Source organism: Streptomyces sp. NPDC030893 (assembly GCF_055571535.1).
Genome location: NZ_JBVIFC010000001.1, coordinates 389,169 through 407,030, shown reverse-complemented (window position 1 = coordinate 407,030; position 17,862 = coordinate 389,169). Strand labels below are relative to the sequence as shown.

Sequence of the window (17,862 nt, the reverse complement as noted above, 5' to 3'; positions counted from 1 at the left end):
GTACGTCCCCAGCCGGGCGGATGCCGCCAACGTGCTCCCGGACTCCGGGCCGGAGGCCGGTACGTCCCCCAGCCGGGCCGGAGCCGCCGGCATCCCGTCCTCCGCGCCGGACGACGGTACGTCCCCCAGCCGGGCGGATGCCGCCAACGTGCTCCCGGACTCCGGGCCGGAGGCCGGTACGTCCCCCAGCCGGGCCGGAGCCGCCGGCATCCCGTCCTGCGCGTCGGGGGGCGGTGCGTCCCTCAGCGGGGCGGGTGCCTCCGACGTGCGCTCGGGCTCCGCGTCGGGGGACGTGCCGGTCCGGTTCCCGGCCGCCGGGACGCGTCGGGGACCGGGACGGGAGGGCAGGCTCTCCGCCGGGGTTCCGTGCTCCGGGCCGGACGACGGTACGTCCCCCAGCGAGGCGGGTGCCTCCGACGTACGCCCGGACTCCGGGCCGGGGGACGGTACGTCCCCCAGCCGGGCCGGAGCCGGCGGCATCCCGTCCCGCGCGTCGGGGGGCGGTGCGTCCCTCAGCGGGGCGGGTGCCTCCGACGTGCGCTCGGGCTCCGTGTCGGGGGACGTGCCGGTCCGGTTCCCGGCCGCCGGGACGCGTCGGGGACCGGGACGGGAGGGCAGGCTCTCCGCCGGGGTTCCGTGCTCCGGGCCGGGTGACGGTGCGTCCGTCAGCGGGGTGGGTGTCGTCGGCGTGTGCCCGGGCTCCGGGTCGGTCGGGGAGGGGGGCGCCGCGTCGTGTTTCGGGCCGGAGTCGGGGGCAGGCCGCCTGCCGGTCCGAGCGACTGCCTCTCGCCCCGCCGGGCCGCCGGCCAGCGTGTCTGCGATCAGCGTCAGCTGCTCGCGCAGGACCGCGAGGTCGGCGACGGCGGCGTCCCGCGCCGCGACGAACGCCGGGTCCCTCCGGGCCGGCTCCGGGAGCGGCTCGTCGAGGAGGGCGGCCATCAGGGCGTCCATACCGTCGTACGCGGGCTCCCGCTCCGGCGGATCCGGTCGCTCCGGTCCTTCGCGGGACGGGTCGCGGGCCTCGTCGTGGGCGGTCATGTCACACCACCTCGTCCTCGTGCAGGCGGGCGCGCAGGGCCCGTACAGCGGTGTGCAGCCGGCTCTTGACCGTGCCCTCGGGAACCCCGAGCTGCTCGGCGATCGAGCGCACCGGCAGATCGGCGTAGAAGCGCAGCACGACCACCTGGCGCTGCGCGTCGGGCAGCCGGTCCAGGCCCCGGGCCACGGCCAGGGAGAGCACGCTGTCCTCCTCACCGGAGGCCGCCTCGGCCGGCCGCAGCGCCGCCAGCCGCTCCCCGAGCCGCTCCTGACGGCGCTTGGCCCGGTGCCAGTCCATGGCGAGGTTGGAGGCGACCACCGCGGCCCACGCCGAGACGTCCCGCGGCGCCTCCCGCCCGCTCGCGGCGCGTTCCAGCAGCCGCAGGCGGACCTGCTGCACCCCGTCCGGCAGGTCCGCCTGCTGCACCCCGCCCAGTGCGAGCACCGCCCGCACCCGGCGTTCCTGAACCGCGTCCAGCGGGTCGTCGTCGGCGTACGCCCCCCGGGCGCGCCGGGTCCTTCCGCGCAGCACTGGCCACCCCCCTCACCCTGTTTCCCCTACGACGCCGTACCGGCCCGGAACGTTCGCGCGGGTTCTCCGGATCCGGCCGAGGCGTACATCACATCTCCGTGTGGGCGGGGGCGTACCGGGCAGGGGACCTTGCGGTCCATGGCCCCCGGTGGCTGAATTTCTGCAGCTCAGCGGGGTAGCAACCGAAGGTCCGGCAGCCCGCGCGCACCGCCCCGCCGTCCCAGTGGGCGGGCAAAGCGGCAAAGAATTGGACAGGCGGGCCGTGGTCGGCCGCATCATGGAAGAGCCTCGGCCAGGCACATCAGGTACGTATCAGGACGCAGTAGGGAGTCACCGTGAGGGTCGGAATCGTCGGAGCCACCGGTCAGGTGGGCACGGTCATGCGCAGCATCCTCAAGGAACGGAACTTCCCGGTCACGGAGCTGCGCCTGTTCGCCTCGGCCCGCTCGGCCGGCACGGAGCTGGACGGCGTGACGGTGGAGGACGCGTCCACCGCCGACTACAGCGGCCTGGACATCGTGATGTTCTCCGCGGGCGGCGCGACCTCGAAGGCGCTGGCCGAGAAGGTCGCCGCACAGGGCCCCGTCGTGATCGACAACTCCTCCGCCTGGCGCAAGGACCCCGAGGTCCCCCTCGTCGTCTCCGAGGTCAACCCGCAGGCCGTCGCCGACCGCCCCAAGGGCATCATCGCCAACCCGAACTGCACCACGATGGCCGCGATGCCGGTGCTGCGTCCGCTGCACGAGGAGGCGGGCCTGGAAGCACTGGTCGTCGCCACCTACCAGGCGGTGTCCGGTTCGGGTCTCGCGGGCGTCGCGGAGCTGCACGGGCAGGCGCAGAAGGTGATCGACGAGGCCGACAAGCTGACCCACGACGGTTCGGCGGCCGACTTCCCCGAGCCGGAGGTCTACCAGCGCCCCATCGCCTTCAACGTGCTGCCGCTGGCCGGCAACCTCGTCGACGACGGTCGGTACGAGACCGACGAGGAGCAGAAGCTGCGCAACGAGTCCCGCAAGATCCTGGGCATCCCGGAACTCAAGGTCTCCGGCACCTGTGTCCGCGTCCCGGTCTTCTCCGGCCACTCGCTGCAGATCAACGCCCGTTTCGCCCGCCCGATCAGCGTGGAGCGCGCGACCGAGCTGCTGGCGGACGCCCCCGGTGTCGTCCTCACCGACATCCCCACCCCGCTGCAGGCGGCCGGCCAGGACCCGTCGTACGTGGGCCGTATCCGCACCGACGAGACGGTGGACCACGGCCTGGCCCTGTTCGTCTCCAACGACAACCTCCGCAAGGGCGCCGCGCTGAACGCGGTGCAGATCGCGGAGCTGGTGGCGCGGGAACTGCGCGGCTGACGCCGGTCTGCGCGCTGGGCGCGCTGTTCGTGCGAGAGGCGGACGCCCCCGATCCGGGGGGCGTCCGCCTCTTCGTCTCCGGGGGGGCGTCCGCCTCTTCGTCGTCGCCGCCGGTACTGCCGGCCGCCGGTCAGCCCCTGCGCACCTCGTACAGGAAGCAGCCGTACTCCACGGCCCGTACGTGCACGAGCGCCACCTCGGGGTCGGCGAACGCCTCGCCGAACGCCGGTGCGAAGTCCTCCGGTGCCTCCACCAGCCGCCCGCCCAGGATGCGCCCGTCGGCGGAGTAGCGGCGCAGGGTGCGGTGGGCGTGGGTGAACGGGAGGTCCCCGCCCGTCGGACCCGCGCACTCCTCCGCGTGGACGAAGACCGGTCCCTGTTCGTCGTACGCGCCCGGGTCGGCGCCCGTCTCCGCCGCCCAGCGGCGCAGGGGCGCGTAGGAGACGAGGGCGATCCGCTCGCCGGGGCGGCTGCGCCGCAGACAGCAGCGGAGTGGGGCGCCGCCCTCGTCGTCGGTGTGCGGGACGGCCGGACGGCCGGCGTCGTCGGCGGTCAGCAGTTCCTTCACGGTCGGCGCGGGAATGGGACGCGCGGCGTGGCTCTGGTGCGTCTGGATCGTCATGGCTCCAGGCGCACTCCCGCCGAACCGCCCCGCCGGCGGGATTCGGACGTCGTAGCACACCCCCTTCGGTCGGGCCCGACACAGGGGTATCCCCATGGTCCGGCTCCGTCGCCCCCCGATCCCGATCTCGCGTGGAAGGATGGCGCAACCCACACAAAACGAGGAGATGACCGCGTGCCTGGCACAAACCTGACCCGCGAAGAGGCGCAGCAGCGGGCGAAGCTGCTGACCGTTGACTCGTACGAGATCGATCTCGATCTCTCCGGCGCGCAGGAGGGCGGCACCTACCGGTCCGTGACCACGGTGCGCTTCGATGTCGCCGAGGACGGCGACGGCGCGGAGTCGTTCATCGACCTGGTCGCTCCGGCCGTGCACGAGGTGACCCTCAACGGCGACTCCCTGGACCCCGCCGAGGTCTTCGCGGACTCCCGCATCGCCCTGCCCGGCCTGCTGAAGGGCCGCAACATCCTCCGGGTGGAGGCCGACTGCGCGTACACCAACACGGGCGAGGGCCTGCACCGCTTCGTCGACCCGGTGGACGACCAGGCGTACCTCTACACCCAGTTCGAGGTGCCGGACGCCCGCCGTGTCTTCGCGAGCTTCGAGCAGCCGGACCTCAAGGCGACCTTCCGGTTCACCGTGAAGGCGCCGGAGGGCTGGACCGTCGTCTCCAACTCGCCGACGCCCGAACCCCGGGAGAACGTCTGGGAGTTCGAGCCGACCCCGCGGATCTCGTCGTACATCACGGCGCTGATCGTCGGCCCGTACCACTCCGTGCACAGCGTGTACGAGAAGGACGGCCAGTCGGTCCCGCTCGGCATCTACTGCCGGCCCTCGCTCGCCGAGTTCCTCGACGCGGACGCGATCTTCGACGTCACGCGGCAGGGCTTCGAGTGGTTCCAGGAGAAGTTCGACTACGCGTACCCGTTCGCCAAGTACGACCAGCTGTTCGTACCGGAGTTCAACGCCGGCGCGATGGAGAACGCGGGCGCGGTGACGATCCGCGACCAGTACGTGTTCCGGTCGAAGGTGACGGACGCCGCGTACGAGGTGCGGGCGGCCACGATCCTGCACGAGCTGGCCCACATGTGGTTCGGCGACCTGGTCACCATGGAGTGGTGGAACGACCTGTGGCTGAACGAGTCGTTCGCCACCTACGCGGAGGCCGCCTGCCAGGCCGACGCGCCCGGATCCAAGTGGCCGCACTCCTGGACGACGTTCGCGAACTCCATGAAGACCTGGGCCTACCGCCAGGACCAGCTGCCGTCCACGCACCCGATCATGGCCGACATCCGCGACCTGGACGACGTGCTCGTCAACTTCGACGGGATCACGTACGCCAAGGGCGCGTCGGTGCTGAAGCAGCTCGTCGCGTACGTCGGTGAGGACGAGTTCTTCCGGGGCGTGCAGGCGTACTTCAAGCGCCACGCGTACGGCAACACCCGCCTCTCCGACCTGCTGGGCGCGCTGGAGGAGACCTCCGGCCGCGACCTGAAGACGTGGTCGAAGCAGTGGCTGGAGACGGCCGGCATCAACGTCCTGCGCCCGGAGATCGAGACGGACGGCAACGGTGTCATCACCTCCTTCGCCATCCGCCAGGAGGCCCCCGCGCTCCCGGCCGGCGCGAAGGGCGAGCCGACCCTCCGCCCGCACCGCATCGCGATCGGCCTGTACGACCTCGACGAGGCGTCCGGCAAGCTGGTGCGCGGCGACCGTGTCGAACTGGACGTCGACGGCGAGCTGACCGCCGTACCGCAGCTGGCCGGCAAGCGCCGTCCGGCGGTCGTCCTGCTCAACGACGACGACCTGTCGTACGCCAAGGTCCGCCTGGACGAGCAGTCCCTGGCCTTCGTCACCGAGCACCTGGGCGACTTCGAGTCCTCGCTCCCGCGCGCCCTGTGCTGGGCCTCCGCCTGGGACATGACCCGGGACGCGGAACTCCCCGCCCGCGACTACCTCTCCCTCGTCCTGTCGGGCATCGGCAAGGAGTCCGACATCGGCGTGGTGCAGTCGCTGCACCGCCAGGTGAAGCTGGCCATCGACCTGTACACCGCCCCGGCCGCCCGCGAGGCGCTGCTGGCCCGCTGGACCGACGCCACGCTGGCCCATCTGCGGTCCGCCGAGCCGGCGAGCGACCACCAGCTGGCGTGGGCGCGCGCCTTCGCGGCGACCGCCCGCACCCCGGAGCAGCTGGACCTGCTGGAGGCGCTGCTGGTCGGCACGCAGACCGTCGAGGGCCTGGCCGTCGACACGGAGCTGCGCTGGGCGTTCGTGCAGCGGCTGGCGGCGGTGGGCCGTTTCGACGAGGCGGAGATCGCGGCCGAGTACGAGCGGGACAGGACGGCGGCCGGTGAGCGCCACGCCGCCACCGCCCGCGCGGCCCGCCCGACGGAGGAGGCCAAGGCGGAGGCGTGGGCCTCGGTCGTGGAGTCCGACAAGCTGCCGAACGCCGTCCAGGAGGCGGTCATCGCCGGCTTCGTCCAGACCGACCAGCGCGAGCTGCTGGCCCCGTACACGGACCGCTACTTCGAGGCACTGGCGGACGTCTGGGCCTCCCGCTCGCACGAGATGGCCCAGCAGATCGCGGTCGGCCTCTACCCGGGCATCCAGGTCTCCGGCGAAACCCTCGACAGGACCGACACCTGGCTGACCGCCACCGACCCCGGCGCGGCCCTGCGCCGCCTGGTCTCGGAATCCCGCGCGGGAGTGGAACGCGCCCTGCGGGCACAGGCGGCGGACGCGGAGGCGTAGGCCCGTACGCGGAGGAGGGTGAGGTGGGGTCCGGAGGTCCTTCAGGACGTCCGTACCCCGCCTTCCCTGGTGCTTCCCCAGTCCGTCAGCCGGTCGTAGGAGGCGGTCTCGAAGTGGAGCCTCGTCGGGGCGGTCGGCGTGGGATCCTGCGCGCCCCGCCTGCCGTGGACGAAGAGCACCGAGAAGTTCCACAGCTCCGGACGTTCGTGGTGGACGTTGTCCGACGTGACGTGATCGGCAAGCCGTCGGACCGCTGACAGCACGCTGGGGAACTCCCCGGCGCGCCGTCCCGGCAGATAGTCGTTGTAGGGGCGGCCGGCGAACGGGATCTCCTCTCCGAAGGCCAGATCCGTGGCGGCCAGCGAGTCGGCACCGCCGGTCCCGGTCGGGCCGAGGACGACGAACGTCACCTGGATCGGCCCGGTGACGCCGTGCGGTTCGTACAGAATGAAGTCGCACGGCAGCTCGGGGAAGCGCGAAGCAGGACACACCACCTGCGCGACATAGCGTGTCAGCGTGATCAGCAGGCTTTGGTAGGCCGAGAGCACCAACAGCACGTCCTCCCGGCTCCCGCCCGCTGCCAGCACCGCCTGCAAGGTCCTCCGGGCGGTATCCCGGTCGGCGGCACGCTCCTTCGGCCCATTCGACAACGGCAGGGTCGCAACCCGCTCGGGGAAGGCCGCGCGCACGATCTCCTCGGCCACGACGTGCAGCCCCCGGCCGGTGTCCACCGCCTTGATGTCGGCCAGCAGCGGCGAGTGCGCAGCGACCGCGGCGGCGTCAACGCCGTGCCAGACCGGCAGGACCGGGCGCTCACCGGCGGCGGCGATGGCGAACAGGCCTGCCAGCTCGCGCTGGGGCCACTGCTTCGCGAAGAACGACTCGCTGAGGACGACGACGCCGTACCGGGACGCCCCGAGCCCACGGTCGATCTCGCGCAGCACCGAGTCGCCCACCCGTAGCGAGAACTCGTCGTACCAGACTGAGAAACCGACTGATTGCAGGTAGTGGGCCAGCGGCCCGGCCACGAGGAGCTTGTCCTCACTGGCGTGGCTGATGAAGAAGTCCCACTTCGGAGTCATCCCGGCATCTTCGACGAGAACGCTCCGTCCGGTCTCCTGAATGGGCGAAGAGGCCCGGCTCCCTGGGCAGGTACTCCCGCTGGGCAGGGCCTCGGGCGGCCCAGGGCCCATCCCCCGAGCGAGCTACCTGGCCTGTCATCTCCGGGGTGACGTCCCCACCGGTGGTCTCTTGTTGACTCGCATCGTCAACACAACGGCCGGGCAAGGCCGTTCAGCCCAGTAGCCGAGGACGGCACCATGATCACGACACGCAGTCCCGTTCAGCACGGTCTCCCCAGGGGCCGCCGGATCGCCGCAGCTCTGCTGGTTTCCACGCTGGCAGGAACCGCACTGGTCTCGTGCACCGCCGACACCGAGGGCTCGCAACCGGCCAAGGTCTCCGGCAAGAGCGGCGGCGAGACCGCGGGCGACGCCGAGATCACCTGGGGCGAGTGCCCGGCCCCGGCCGAAGGGCAGACCCGCGACCCCCACCTGGCCTGCGGAACGCTGGAGGTGCCGCTCGACCACCGGAACCCGAACGGCACGACGATCGACGTGGCGGTCTCCCGGCTGTCCACCGCGAAGCCCGGGAAGCGACGTGGCGTTCTGCTGCTGAACCCCGGCGGGCCGGCCCTGGGCGGTCTCGGCATGCCCGAAACCATGGCGTCCACCCTGCCGAAGTCCGTGCTGGACCGCTACGACCTGATCGGTTTCGATCCGCGCGGCGTCGCCCACAGCACCCCACAGAGTTGCGGTCTGCAGGACCCCGGCGTGCCCGCGCTCTTCCCCTATCCCGCCGCGGACGGCTCGATCACCGAGAACGTGGCCCGCGCCGAAGCCGACGCCAAGCAGTGCGCCGACACGGCGGGCAAGGACCTGCGGTACTACAACACCGCCAACACCGCCCGCGACATGGACCTCATCCGCCGGGCGCTCGGTGAGAAGAAGATCTCCTACTGGGGCCAGTCCTACGGCACCTACCTCGGCGCCGTCTACCGTTCCCTCTTCCGGAACCACACCGACCGGATGGTCCTGGAAGGCAACGTCGACCCCACCAAGGTATGGGCCGACCAGGTGGCGGACACCTGGGGCAAGGGCATGGCCGACCGGTTCCCCGATGCCGCCCGCGTCGCCGCGGCGCAGGCCGACACCCTCGGGCTGGGCACGAACGTCGCGCAGGTGACCGACACCTATCTCGCCCTCGCCGATCGGCTCGACCGCGCGCCCGCGGCGATTCCCGGCGCGTCGGTGTCGCTGGACGGGGCGCTGCTGCGGAACATGACCTACGCCCTGCTTCTGGACAACAGCACCCTGCCCGTGCTCGCCAAGTTCTGGAAGGCCGCCGACAGCCTGGCCCGAGGCAGCACCACGGCCGCCGACATCGCGGTGCTCAAGGAGGTGTTCGCCGCCGCACCGGCGTCCCCGGGCATCCCCGCGGACAACCAGGCCACCATGTTCATGGCGCTCACCTGCGGTGACGCCGAATGGCCGCACGACGTCGACGGCTATGCCGCCCGCACCACCGCCGACCGCGAGAAGTGGCCGCTCACCGCGGGCATGCCGGCTAACATCTGGGCATGCGCCTTCTGGGACAAGCCGGCTGAGGCGACCGTCAAGGTGGTGGAGGGCGGCCCGCGCAACACCCTGATCCTGCAGAACCGCCGGGACAACGCCACCCCGTGGGAAGGCGGCGTCGGACTGCACAAGTCCCTCGGCGACGGTTCCGCCTTCGTCGGCGTCGACAACGGCGGGCATTCCGTCTACGGCGCGGGCTCGGCCTGCGCCGACAAGGCCGCCGTCGACTTCCTGACCACGGGTCACCTGCCGGACCAGGACGTCCACTGCACCGACGTCACCCAGGCGGCACCCCGACGCTCCTGACCCCGCTCGGCTTCCCACCACGCCCGAGCGCCGACCGGGTGGCGCCGCCGGGGGACAGGATACGAGAACGGTCGTTCTTGACTGGGCGTTCTCAAACCCCGTAGGGTCATCGGCATGGGACGACCACGCGCCTTCGACACCGGCCGGGCCGTCGAGTCCGCGGCCGCCCTCTTCGCCACCCATGGCTATGAGGGCACCTCGGTCGACGACCTGGTCACCGCCACCGGTGTGCACCGGGGCAGCCTCTACAAGGTGTTCGGGTCGAAGCGGAGTCTGCATCTGACGGTTCTCCGTCACCACCTCGACCACGAGATCCACCCGAGCACCGCCGCCATCGCCGCCCTCACCGACCCCGAGCAGGCGCTGACCACGGCCATCGCCTCGTACGACAACGGGCCGGCCGCCGGGCTGCTGCTGCTCGCCGCCGCCGAGCGCGCACCGCTCGACGCCGACGTCGCCGCCCTCGTCGCGGAGGGCATCGCCGCACTGGAGGACGCCCTGCGTCCCTCCCACGGCGACGCGGCCCCCCGGTTCGCCTCCACCGTCCTCGGCGCCCGCCTGCGGCTGCGCGCCGCACAGCCGCCCGCACCCAAGGAGCACTGACCATGGCCCTGATCTCCGTCGACCGCGAACGCGGCCTGCTGACCGTCGAGTTCCAGGGTCTCGACAAGCTCTGGACGTTCAAGAGCCGCCTGGAGATTCCCCTCGCCCATGTCCGCGGCGCCACCCACGACCCCGGGATGGCGCGCGAGCCGAAGGGGATACGGGTCGCCGGCACCCACTTCCCCGGCGTCATCACCGCCGGCCGGTTCCGGCGTCACGGGGAGCGTCTGTTCTGGGACGTGAAGAACCCGGACAAGGCGGTCGTCGTCGAACTGGCCGACGCCGAGACCTACGACCGCCTCGTCATCGAGGTCGACGACCCCCGCGCCACCGTCGCCCTCATCGAGCGGTCCATCGTCCGCGGCTGAACCACACGGTCCCCGCACCCGTCAGGGGTCCTGGGGGTCATCGGCGAGCGGGCGGCCGACGATCCGCCGGAGGGCGTCGACGTACGCGGCGAAGGCCCTGCGGCCCTCGGGGCTGAGCTTGAGCCAGGTACGGGGGCGCTTGCCGACATAGCCCTTGCGGATCTCGACGTAGCCGGCCTTCTCCAGGGCGGCGGCGTGTTTGGACAGCACCGAGTCGCTGATGTCCAGGCTGTCACGGACGAAGGCGAACTCGGCCTCGGTCGCCGCGGCCAGGAGCGAGACGATCTGCAGTCGGGCGGGGGCGTGGATCACCGGATCGAGGTTCACCGGACCACCCGCCCCGTCGAGTGGGCCAGCACCTGGTTCTCCGCCCAGCGGGTGGTGGCCGCCGCGTAGGCGGCGGTGACGACTCCGGCGACGGCCTTCCGCCAGACGACGGAGTCGGCGAAGGGGTCGGCGACGACCAGGACCAGTCCCCAGACGGCGAAGATCGAGAGGAACCACAGCGCCATGCGGACACCGGCGTTCACGGTCCAGGTGCGCGGCCTCCACCGGACGCGCATACGGGCGGCCAGCGTGCCGGTGAGAAGCGCCAGGCCAGCGACGACCGCCACCGTGAGGACGATCCGAACGGTCCCGTCCTCCTCCGCGGCGATCGCGGAACCGGTCACCAGGGCGATCACGCCCGGCAGGTACCAGAGCGGGAGCCGCTGATCGGCGTAGGCCTTCTGCTGGATCCGCTCGATCTCGGAGAGGGCGTCGGCGGGGTTCGGCGTCGCGTCCATGCGGGAGTTACCTGCTTCCTCGTCAACTACTTGACGCAACGGAAAGTAACCTGGCACTTTCCATTGCGTCAAGTATTTTCCGGCGAGGGGACAGGATGCGCACGCTGCGATCCACTCGGTACCGGCCCACTTCCTTGCGGGCAACCCCGTGCCCTGCCGATACTCCTGGTCATGAGCACATCCCCGGAGCAGCGCCGGCAGCGCCCCAAGGACCCCGTCGACGCGATCATCGAGCAGTGGGCCCGGGTACGCCCCGATCTCGACACGGCCGGCATGGAGGTCTTCGGGCGCGTCTTCCTGCTCGCGCGCGCCATGGGCGACCGGATGGAGAAGGCGTACGCCCGGTACGGCATCTCACGCGGGGAGTTCGATGTGCTGGCGACCCTGCGGCGGGCCGGGGAGCCCTACACCCTCTCCCCCCGGCAGCTCTCCGGCACGCTGATGCTGACCACCGGCGGGATGACGGGCCGCCTCGACAAACTGGAGCGGGCGGGGCTGCTGCGCCGCTCCCCCGACCCGCACGACCGGCGCGGACTCCAGGTCACGCTCACCGAGGAGGGGCTGGGGCTGATCGACCGGGCGGTCGGCGCGGGATTCGCCGAGCAGACGGAGGCGCTGGCCGCGCTCGACGGGGAGCGGGCGGCGCAGCTGTCGGGGTTGCTGCGGGAGCTGTTGCTCGCGAGCGAACGGTAGGGCGGCGGGCCGGGTGTCCGTAGGGCCGCCGGCAGCACGAGAAGGCGCCGGCGGCCGCGTGTCGCGGTGCCGGCGCCTCGGAAGTGTGGGGGAGTCGCTCCGGGTCAGGCCTTGGCTTCGGCCTTGGTGCTGATGTTGGAGCTGGTGACGTCCTTCTTCTTGTGCGACTTGTCGCCGATCATCACCAGCCCGGCGATGATCGCGAACAGCGCGATCGGGGCCAGGACGAAGAGGCCGAGCGTCTCGACGACGCTCAGGCCCGTGCCGGGGTCGTCGCCGTCGTCGCGGGTGAGCGCGAGCGCGGGGGACGTCATGAGCAGCATCATCAGCGTCGTACCGGCTGCCAGGGCGCCGGCGCGCAGGGCGTTCTTCTTGTCCACGGTCCCCAAAGTATCGAACGCGGGTCGGCTGCGCGCGGCCGGGGGGTCGTAAAGGTGTCGCCCGTCCGCGGGCAGTCGTGCCGCAGGGCGATGGAGATCCCCCCGCTCGGGCAAAGGCGAGAGTGGGGGAGGGCGGGCGCGCGACGGCACCCGTCGGCACCGGGCCGCGCGATGCCCTCCGCCCAGGCCTCACACCGCCCACCTCATCACTCCCTCAGCACCTCCATCAGCGCCCGCAGCCGCCCCGAGCCCGTCAGGGCCTCCAGTGTCACCGGACGCCCCTCCGCGTCCGCGATCGGCAGGCGCCAGTTGGGGTACTGGTCCCACGTGCCCGGCAGGTTCTGCGGGCGGCGGTCGCCCACCCCGTCCGGGAGCCATACGCCGATCATCCGGGCCGGGGTCCGCAGCAGGTACCGGTGGACGGCCCGGATCTCCGCCTCCTCCGAGGAGTCGCGGAGCAGCCCGAGCCGCCGCAGCAGCTCACGCCACTCCCCCACGTCCGCCGCCGCCTCCGCCCGCTCCTCCGCCAGGGGCCGGGTGAGCAGTCCCAGGCTGTCGCGGAGCTCCACGTGCTCGCCGCTCAGCCGGGCGGCCGTGGGCGGCAGGTCGTGGGTGGTGGCCGTCGCCAGGCAGTCCGCGCGCCAGGTGTCCGGCGGCAGGGGGCGGCGGTCGCCCTCCCAGTCCCGTTCGAACCAGAGCACCGAGGTGCCGTACACCCCGCGTTCCCGCAGCGCCTCCCGCACGCCCGGCTCGACGGTCCCGAGGTCCTCGCCGATCACGACCGACCCGGCGCGGGACGCCTCCAGGACCAGTACGGCGAGCATGGCCTCGGCGTCGTAGCGGACGTACGTGCCCTCCGTGGGCGGGTGGCCCTCGGGGACCCACCAGAGCCGGAACAGGCCCATCACGTGGTCGATGCGCAGGGCTCCCGCGTACCGGAAGAGGGCCCGGAGCAGGGCGCGGAAGGGGGCGTAGCCGGAGTCGGCGAGGCGGTCGGGGCGCCAGGGCGGCAGGCCCCAGTCCTGGCCGCGCGCGTTGAACGCGTCCGGGGGCGCGCCGACGGACATGCCGGCCGCGAAGTGGTCCTGCTGTGCCCAGGCGTCGGCGCCCGCGGGGTGGACGCCGACGGCGAGGTCGTGGACGATCCCGACCGGCATCCCGGCCTCGCGCGCGGTGCGCTGGGCGGCGGTGAGCTGGGCGTCGGTGAGCCAGACGAGACGGGAGTGGAAGTCGACGCGGTCCGCCAGTTCGCGGCGGGCGCGGGCGGTCTCCGGTGAGCGCGGGTCGCGCAGTCCGGCGGGCCAGCGGTGCCAGTCGGCGCCGTGGACCTCGGCGAGGGCGTACCAGGTGGCGTGGTCCGCCAGGGCCTGGCCCTGCGCGGCACGGAAGCCGGCGTAGGCGGCGTGCCGGCCGGGGCCGAGCGGGACCTCGGCGACCAGTTCCAGAGCCTCCCGTTTGGCCTCCCAGACCGCGTCCCGGTCGATCAGCGCGCCCTTCTCCAGTACCGCCTCGCGCAGCCGGCCCGCCCGCTCCCGCACGGCGCGCACCCGGTCGCGGTCCTCGACGTAGGCGAACTCGGGGACGTCCTCGACGCGCAGGTGGACGGGGTCGGGGAAGCGGCGGGAGGAGGGGCGGTAGGGGGAGGGATCGGTCGGCGGGCCGGGGACGGCCGCGTGCAGCGGGTTGACCTGGACGAAGCCCGCGCCGAGGGTGCGCCCCGCCCAGCCGGCGAGTTCGCCGAGGTCGGCGAGGTCGCCCATGCCCCAGGAGCGGCGGGAGAGGAGGGAGTACAGCTGGACCAGCAGGCCGTGGGAGCGGTCGGGCGGCGCGGGCAGGCGGGGCGGGGCGACGATGAGGTGGGTGCGGGCGGTGCGGCCGTCGGGGGCGGTGGCGGTCAGCTCGTGCACGCCGGGCGGGAGGTGTTCGGCGGTCGCCCGGGTCTCGCCCTGTTCGGTGCGGACGCTCAGCCGGGTGCCGTCGGGGAGGGCGGCGAGGGCGGCCGGGGTGTCGGTGCCCCAGCCGACCACGGTGGGGGGCAGCAGCCGGGCGCCGAGTTCCCGTTCGCGGGCGGTGAGGGCGGCGTGGACGGCGTCCGGGGTCGCCGCGTCCACGCCGAGGGCGGCCAGCGCGAGGGTGACGGCGGTGGCCGAGGCCGCGACCGTGCGGTCCGGTGCGGGCCGGTAGGAGGTGGCGACGCCGTGCAGGGCGGCGAGCCGGGACAGGTCCTCGGAAGGGGGCTCGGCCGGCCGTGGCGCGCTCACCCTAGGGCTCCGGGCGGTACTGGGCCGGGAAGGAGTCGAGTCCGGAGGCGTCGGAGGAGTCCATGAAGGCGTCGGACTCGCTGGTCAGGGGGGTGGCCTCGGCGAGCGGCGGTTCGCTGGTGAGCGGTTCGGCGTCCGGCAGCGGGGGTTCGCTGGTCAGCGGGAGTTCGGTGCAGGGGCCCTCCGCGCTGAGGACGCAGAGGTGGAGGTCGTCGGCGGAGGGCTCCGCCGCGGGTTTGGACAGGGCCGGGGAAGGAACGTACGCCGGTGCAGCCACAGATGGTCTCCTCGTCGAGCACGGTGCGCGGATCACGCGGGCGTGCGGATGCGGGTGGTGCGGGTCGTGCGGGTTATCCCGCAGCCCTACCCAGCGGGCGCGATGCCAGACGCACAAAGTCTCCCGACGTGCTCCTGCTCACATTCTCGCCCCGCCCCCTGCCCCCTCGGTGGGACAAACGCGCCACAACGTCCACTCTCATTGACACGTTCACCGCGGAAGTGGTGGGCTCGGGGTTTCTCGGTAACGGAATGGACACGGCCGTTCGGCCGTGGGCCGTCCGGACCGCCCGAGCGACCAGGAGGGGCCCGTGCAGCTGCGGCGTGGGAGGACGGCGAACGCCAGGAGGGCCGCTCTCGCCTTCGCCGTCCTCGCCGGGACCCTGGGGACCGCGCCGGCCGCCGTGGCGGCGCCGCCCGCGCCCGGGACGGCCGCGTCGCCCGCCGCCGACCCGGTGGGGGCCACGCCACCGTCCGTGTGGCCGCGGCCCCATTCCCTGCGCGCGAACGGCGCCCCGGTCGAGGTGACCGGGGAGGTCGCCCTGGTCGCGGACGAGGCGGCCGATCCGTACGCCGTCGAGGCGGTGCGGGAGCTGCTGCGGGAGGCCGGGGCGCGCCGGTTCACCGCCCCCGGCGCATCGAGGCCCGAGGGGGCGCTCGTGGTGCGCGTGGGCAGGGAACGTGCCCCGGACGACCGCCACCACGCCCTTCCCGCCGGCGGCTACGCGCTGACCATCGGCAAGGGCACCGTCTCGCTCATGGGCGCCGACGGTGCCGGACAGTTCCACGCCGTGCAGACGCTGCGGCAGCTCCTGCGCCCGGACGGCACGATCGGCGCCGTCGTCGTACGCGACTGGCCGGGCACCGCCGTGCGCGGCATCACCGAGGGCTTCTACGGCACCCCGTGGACGCACCGGCAGCGGCTGGGCCAGCTGGACTTCATGGGCCGCACCAAGCAGAACCGGTACCTCTACGCGCCCGGCGAGGACCTGCTGCGCCAGGCCCGCTGGCGGGAGCCGTACCCGGCGCAGCGGCGCGCGGAGTTCCGGGAGCTGGCGGAGCGGGCGAGGAGCAACCATGTCACGCTCGGCTGGGCGGTGGCGCCGGGGCAGGCGCTGTGCTTCGCCTCGGACGACGATCTGCGGGCGCTGACCGGCAAGCTGGACGCGATGTGGGCGCTGGGCTTCCGCGCCTTCCAGCTCCAGTTCCAGGACGTCAGCTACAGCGAGTGGCACTGCGGGGCGGACGCCGAACGGTTCGGGTCGGGCCCCGAGGCCGCGGCCCGCGCCCAGGCCCATGTGGCGAACGCGGTGGCCCGGCACCTGGCGGGCCGCCACCCGGACTCCGCCGCCCTGTCCTTGATGCCCACCGAGTACTACGAGGACGGGTCGACCGCGTACCGGCGGGCTCTCGCCCACGCCCTGGACGCGGGCGTCGAGGTCGCGTGGACCGGGGTCGGGGTGGTGCCGCGCACCATCACGGGCGGGCAACTGGCCGAGGCGCGTGAGGCGTTCGGGCACCCGCTGGTCACCATGGACAACTACCCGGTGAACGACTACGCCCCCGGCCGGATCTTCCTCGGCCCCTACCAGGGACGGGAGCCGGCCGTCGCCGCCGGTTCGGCCGCGCTGCTCGCCAACGCGATGGAGCAGCCCGAGGCGTCCCGCGTCCCGCTGTTCATGGCCGCCGACTTCGCCTGGAATCCGCGCGGTTACCGCCCCCAGGAGTCCTGGCGGGCCGCGGTCGCCGACCTGGCCGGCGGTGACGCCCGGCGGGAGAAGGCGCTGACCGCGCTGGCCGGGAACGTCGCGTCGTCGGTGCTGGGCGGCACGGAGTCGGCGTATCTGCGCCCGCTGCTGGAGGAGTTCTGGCGGAGCAGGCAGACCGCGCGCGGCACGGACGAGACCGGGGCGGCCGTCCGGCTGCGCGCGGCCTTCACCGGGCTGCGGGAACTGCCGGGGCGGCTGTCCGGCACCGCGCTCGCCGCCGAGGTCGCCCCGTGGTCGGACCGGCTGGCCCGGTACGGCGAGGCCGGTACGACGGCCCTGGACATGCTCCGTGCCCAGCAGGCCGGGGACGCGGCCGCCGCCTGGACGGCGTACCGGAAGCTGGGCGGGCAGCGGGACGCGGCCGGGGCCGCGCGGGTGACGGTCGGCGAGGGGGTGCTGGAGCCGTTCCTGAGCCGGGCGCAGAAGGCCTACCGGAGCTGGGCCGGGCTCGACCACGAGCCGCCCGCGCGGCCCGGCGGCAAGCACACGCTCGACCTCCCGCGGGCCCGCGCGCTGGAGGCCGTGACGGTGCTCACCGAGCCGGGCACGCGGGGGACCGTGGAGGTGCGGGCGCCGGGCGGGGGGTGGCGCCGTCTCGGGGCGCTGAACGCGCAGGGCGCCACGGAGCTGCCCACCGGCGGCGCACCGGTCGACGCCGTCCGCGTCACCGGCGCCGATCCCGCCCGGGTGCGGCACCTGGTCCCGTGGTTCGCGGACGTGCCCGCCGCCTCGGTGGAACTGCCCGAGACCCGCGCGGACGCCGACATCGGCGGCACCCGCCGGCTGACGGCCACGCTCGGCTCGCTGCGCCCCGAGGAGGTGCGCGGCAGGCTGACCGTCGAGGCGCCGGAGGAGCTCGAGGTCCGGGTGCCGAAGGAGACGCTGACCGTTCCGCGCGGGACGCCGGTGCAGGTGCCGGTCGAGGTGAGCGTGAAGCCGGGCACGCCCGTCCGGTCGTACGCCGTCCGGCTCGGTTTCGGCGGCGCGACCCGCACGCTGACGGTGCACGCCGTCCCCCGCGTCGGCGGCCCCGACCTGGCCCGCGGCGGCCGGGCGAGCTCCTCGGCCGACGAGACGCCCGACTTCCCCGCCCCGGCGGCGAACGACGGTGACCCGGAGACCCGTTGGTCCTCCCCCGTGGAGGACGACGCCTGGTGGCAGGTCGAGCTGGAACGCCCGGTGCGGCTGGGCAAGGTGGCGCTGCACTGGCAGGACGCGCACCCGTCGGCGTACCGCGTGGAGGTGTCGCCGGACGGCCGCACCTGGCGCACGGCGGCGGAGGTCCGGGGCAGCCGGGGCGGCCGTGAGACCGTCCGCATGGACGAGCCCGGCGTCCGCCACATCCGCGTCCAGGGCGAGAAGCGCGCGACGCGGTACGGCTATTCCCTGTGGTCGGTCGAGGCGTACGCGGTCGCGGACTGACCAAGTCCCCTCGCGGGAAGCCCGGTTGTTCGCACGCACGGCTATTCACTCAGTACATGTACTCGGTG

Annotated in this window: 15 protein-coding genes and 1 pseudogene; 7 read left to right on the top strand and 9 right to left on the bottom strand. The window is 73.4% G+C overall.

What is annotated here, in order from left to right; translation table 11 throughout:
• Positions 1-1,038, bottom strand: a pseudogene (locus ACZ434_RS01785) (hypothetical protein); the annotation flags it as partial.
• A gap of 1 nt (position 1,039) precedes the next feature.
• Complete coding sequence (locus tag ACZ434_RS01780; protein WP_468450697.1) at positions 1,040-1,570, bottom strand: RNA polymerase sigma factor; 531 nt, start codon at positions 1,568-1,570, stop codon at positions 1,040-1,042.
• Positions 1,571-1,905: 335 nt separating this feature from the next.
• On the opposite strand from ACZ434_RS01780, the gene ACZ434_RS01775 reads away from it, so the two are divergent.
• Complete coding sequence (locus ACZ434_RS01775) at positions 1,906-2,922, top strand: aspartate-semialdehyde dehydrogenase (protein ID WP_468450695.1); 1,017 nt, start codon at positions 1,906-1,908, stop codon at positions 2,920-2,922.
• A gap of 130 nt (positions 2,923-3,052) precedes the next feature.
• Here ACZ434_RS01775 and ACZ434_RS01770 read toward each other — a convergent pair whose 3' ends face one another.
• The gene (locus ACZ434_RS01770) at positions 3,053-3,544 is read right to left on the bottom strand and encodes a DUF1203 domain-containing protein (protein ID WP_468450693.1); all 492 of its coding nucleotides are present in this window, start codon (positions 3,542-3,544) and stop codon (positions 3,053-3,055) included.
• A gap of 174 nt (positions 3,545-3,718) precedes the next feature.
• Here ACZ434_RS01770 and pepN point away from each other — a divergent pair, with 174 nt between their 5' ends.
• Positions 3,719-6,295, top strand: a complete 2,577-nt coding sequence (pepN, locus tag ACZ434_RS01765) for an aminopeptidase N (RefSeq protein ID WP_468450691.1) — start codon at positions 3,719-3,721, stop codon at positions 6,293-6,295.
• 41 nt (positions 6,296-6,336) lie between these two features.
• Here pepN and ACZ434_RS01760 read toward each other — a convergent pair whose 3' ends face one another.
• The gene (locus ACZ434_RS01760) at positions 6,337-7,377 is read right to left on the bottom strand and encodes a toll/interleukin-1 receptor domain-containing protein (protein WP_468450689.1); all 1,041 of its coding nucleotides are present in this window, start codon (positions 7,375-7,377) and stop codon (positions 6,337-6,339) included.
• Between the two features lie 237 nt (positions 7,378-7,614).
• Between ACZ434_RS01760 and ACZ434_RS01755 the strand changes: the two genes are divergently transcribed.
• From ACZ434_RS01755 to ACZ434_RS01745, 3 genes are all read left to right on the top strand, one after another.
• Complete coding sequence (locus ACZ434_RS01755; protein WP_468450687.1) at positions 7,615-9,237, top strand: alpha/beta hydrolase; 1,623 nt, start codon at positions 7,615-7,617, stop codon at positions 9,235-9,237.
• Positions 9,238-9,351: 114 nt separating this feature from the next.
• Positions 9,352-9,840, top strand: coding sequence for a TetR/AcrR family transcriptional regulator (locus ACZ434_RS01750; RefSeq protein WP_468450686.1), 489 nt, complete (start codon positions 9,352-9,354; stop codon positions 9,838-9,840).
• Positions 9,841-9,842: 2 nt separating this feature from the next.
• On the top strand, positions 9,843-10,208 hold the full coding sequence (locus ACZ434_RS01745; protein ID WP_468450684.1) for a hypothetical protein: 366 nt from the start codon (positions 9,843-9,845) through the stop codon (positions 10,206-10,208).
• Positions 10,209-10,229: 21 nt separating this feature from the next.
• Here ACZ434_RS01745 and ACZ434_RS01740 read toward each other — a convergent pair whose 3' ends face one another.
• On the bottom strand, positions 10,230-10,535 hold the full coding sequence (locus tag ACZ434_RS01740) for a winged helix-turn-helix domain-containing protein (protein WP_468450682.1): 306 nt from the start codon (positions 10,533-10,535) through the stop codon (positions 10,230-10,232).
• Positions 10,532-10,993 (bottom strand): hypothetical protein, encoded by a 462-nt coding sequence (locus ACZ434_RS01735; RefSeq protein ID WP_468450681.1) that lies wholly within the window; start codon positions 10,991-10,993, stop codon positions 10,532-10,534. The genes ACZ434_RS01740 and ACZ434_RS01735 overlap by 4 nt, the downstream gene beginning before the upstream one ends.
• A 171-nt stretch (positions 10,994-11,164) precedes the next feature.
• Here ACZ434_RS01735 and ACZ434_RS01730 point away from each other — a divergent pair, with 171 nt between their 5' ends.
• Positions 11,165-11,686: a MarR family winged helix-turn-helix transcriptional regulator gene (locus tag ACZ434_RS01730; RefSeq protein ID WP_468450679.1), complete on the top strand. Its 522-nt coding sequence runs from the start codon at positions 11,165-11,167 to the stop codon at positions 11,684-11,686.
• A gap of 104 nt (positions 11,687-11,790) precedes the next feature.
• On the opposite strand, the gene ACZ434_RS01725 is transcribed toward ACZ434_RS01730, so the two are convergent.
• From ACZ434_RS01725 to ACZ434_RS01715, 3 genes are all read right to left on the bottom strand, one after another.
• Positions 11,791-12,066, bottom strand: coding sequence for a hypothetical protein (locus ACZ434_RS01725; RefSeq protein WP_468450677.1), 276 nt, complete (start codon positions 12,064-12,066; stop codon positions 11,791-11,793).
• Between the two features lie 206 nt (positions 12,067-12,272).
• Entirely contained in the window at positions 12,273-14,327 is a 2,055-nt protein-coding gene (gene malQ / locus ACZ434_RS01720) for a 4-alpha-glucanotransferase (protein WP_468450675.1), read from the bottom strand.
• Between the two features lies 1 nt (position 14,328).
• Entirely contained in the window at positions 14,329-14,604 is a 276-nt protein-coding gene (locus ACZ434_RS01715) for a hypothetical protein (protein ID WP_468450673.1), read from the bottom strand.
• Positions 14,605-14,914: 310 nt separating this feature from the next.
• Between ACZ434_RS01715 and ACZ434_RS01710 the strand changes: the two genes are divergently transcribed.
• Positions 14,915-17,794 carry a beta-N-acetylglucosaminidase domain-containing protein gene (locus ACZ434_RS01710; protein ID WP_468450671.1) on the top strand — a complete coding sequence of 960 codons (2,880 nt, stop codon included), beginning with the start codon at positions 14,915-14,917 and terminating at the stop codon, positions 17,792-17,794.
• Positions 17,795-17,862 lie beyond the last annotated feature (68 nt).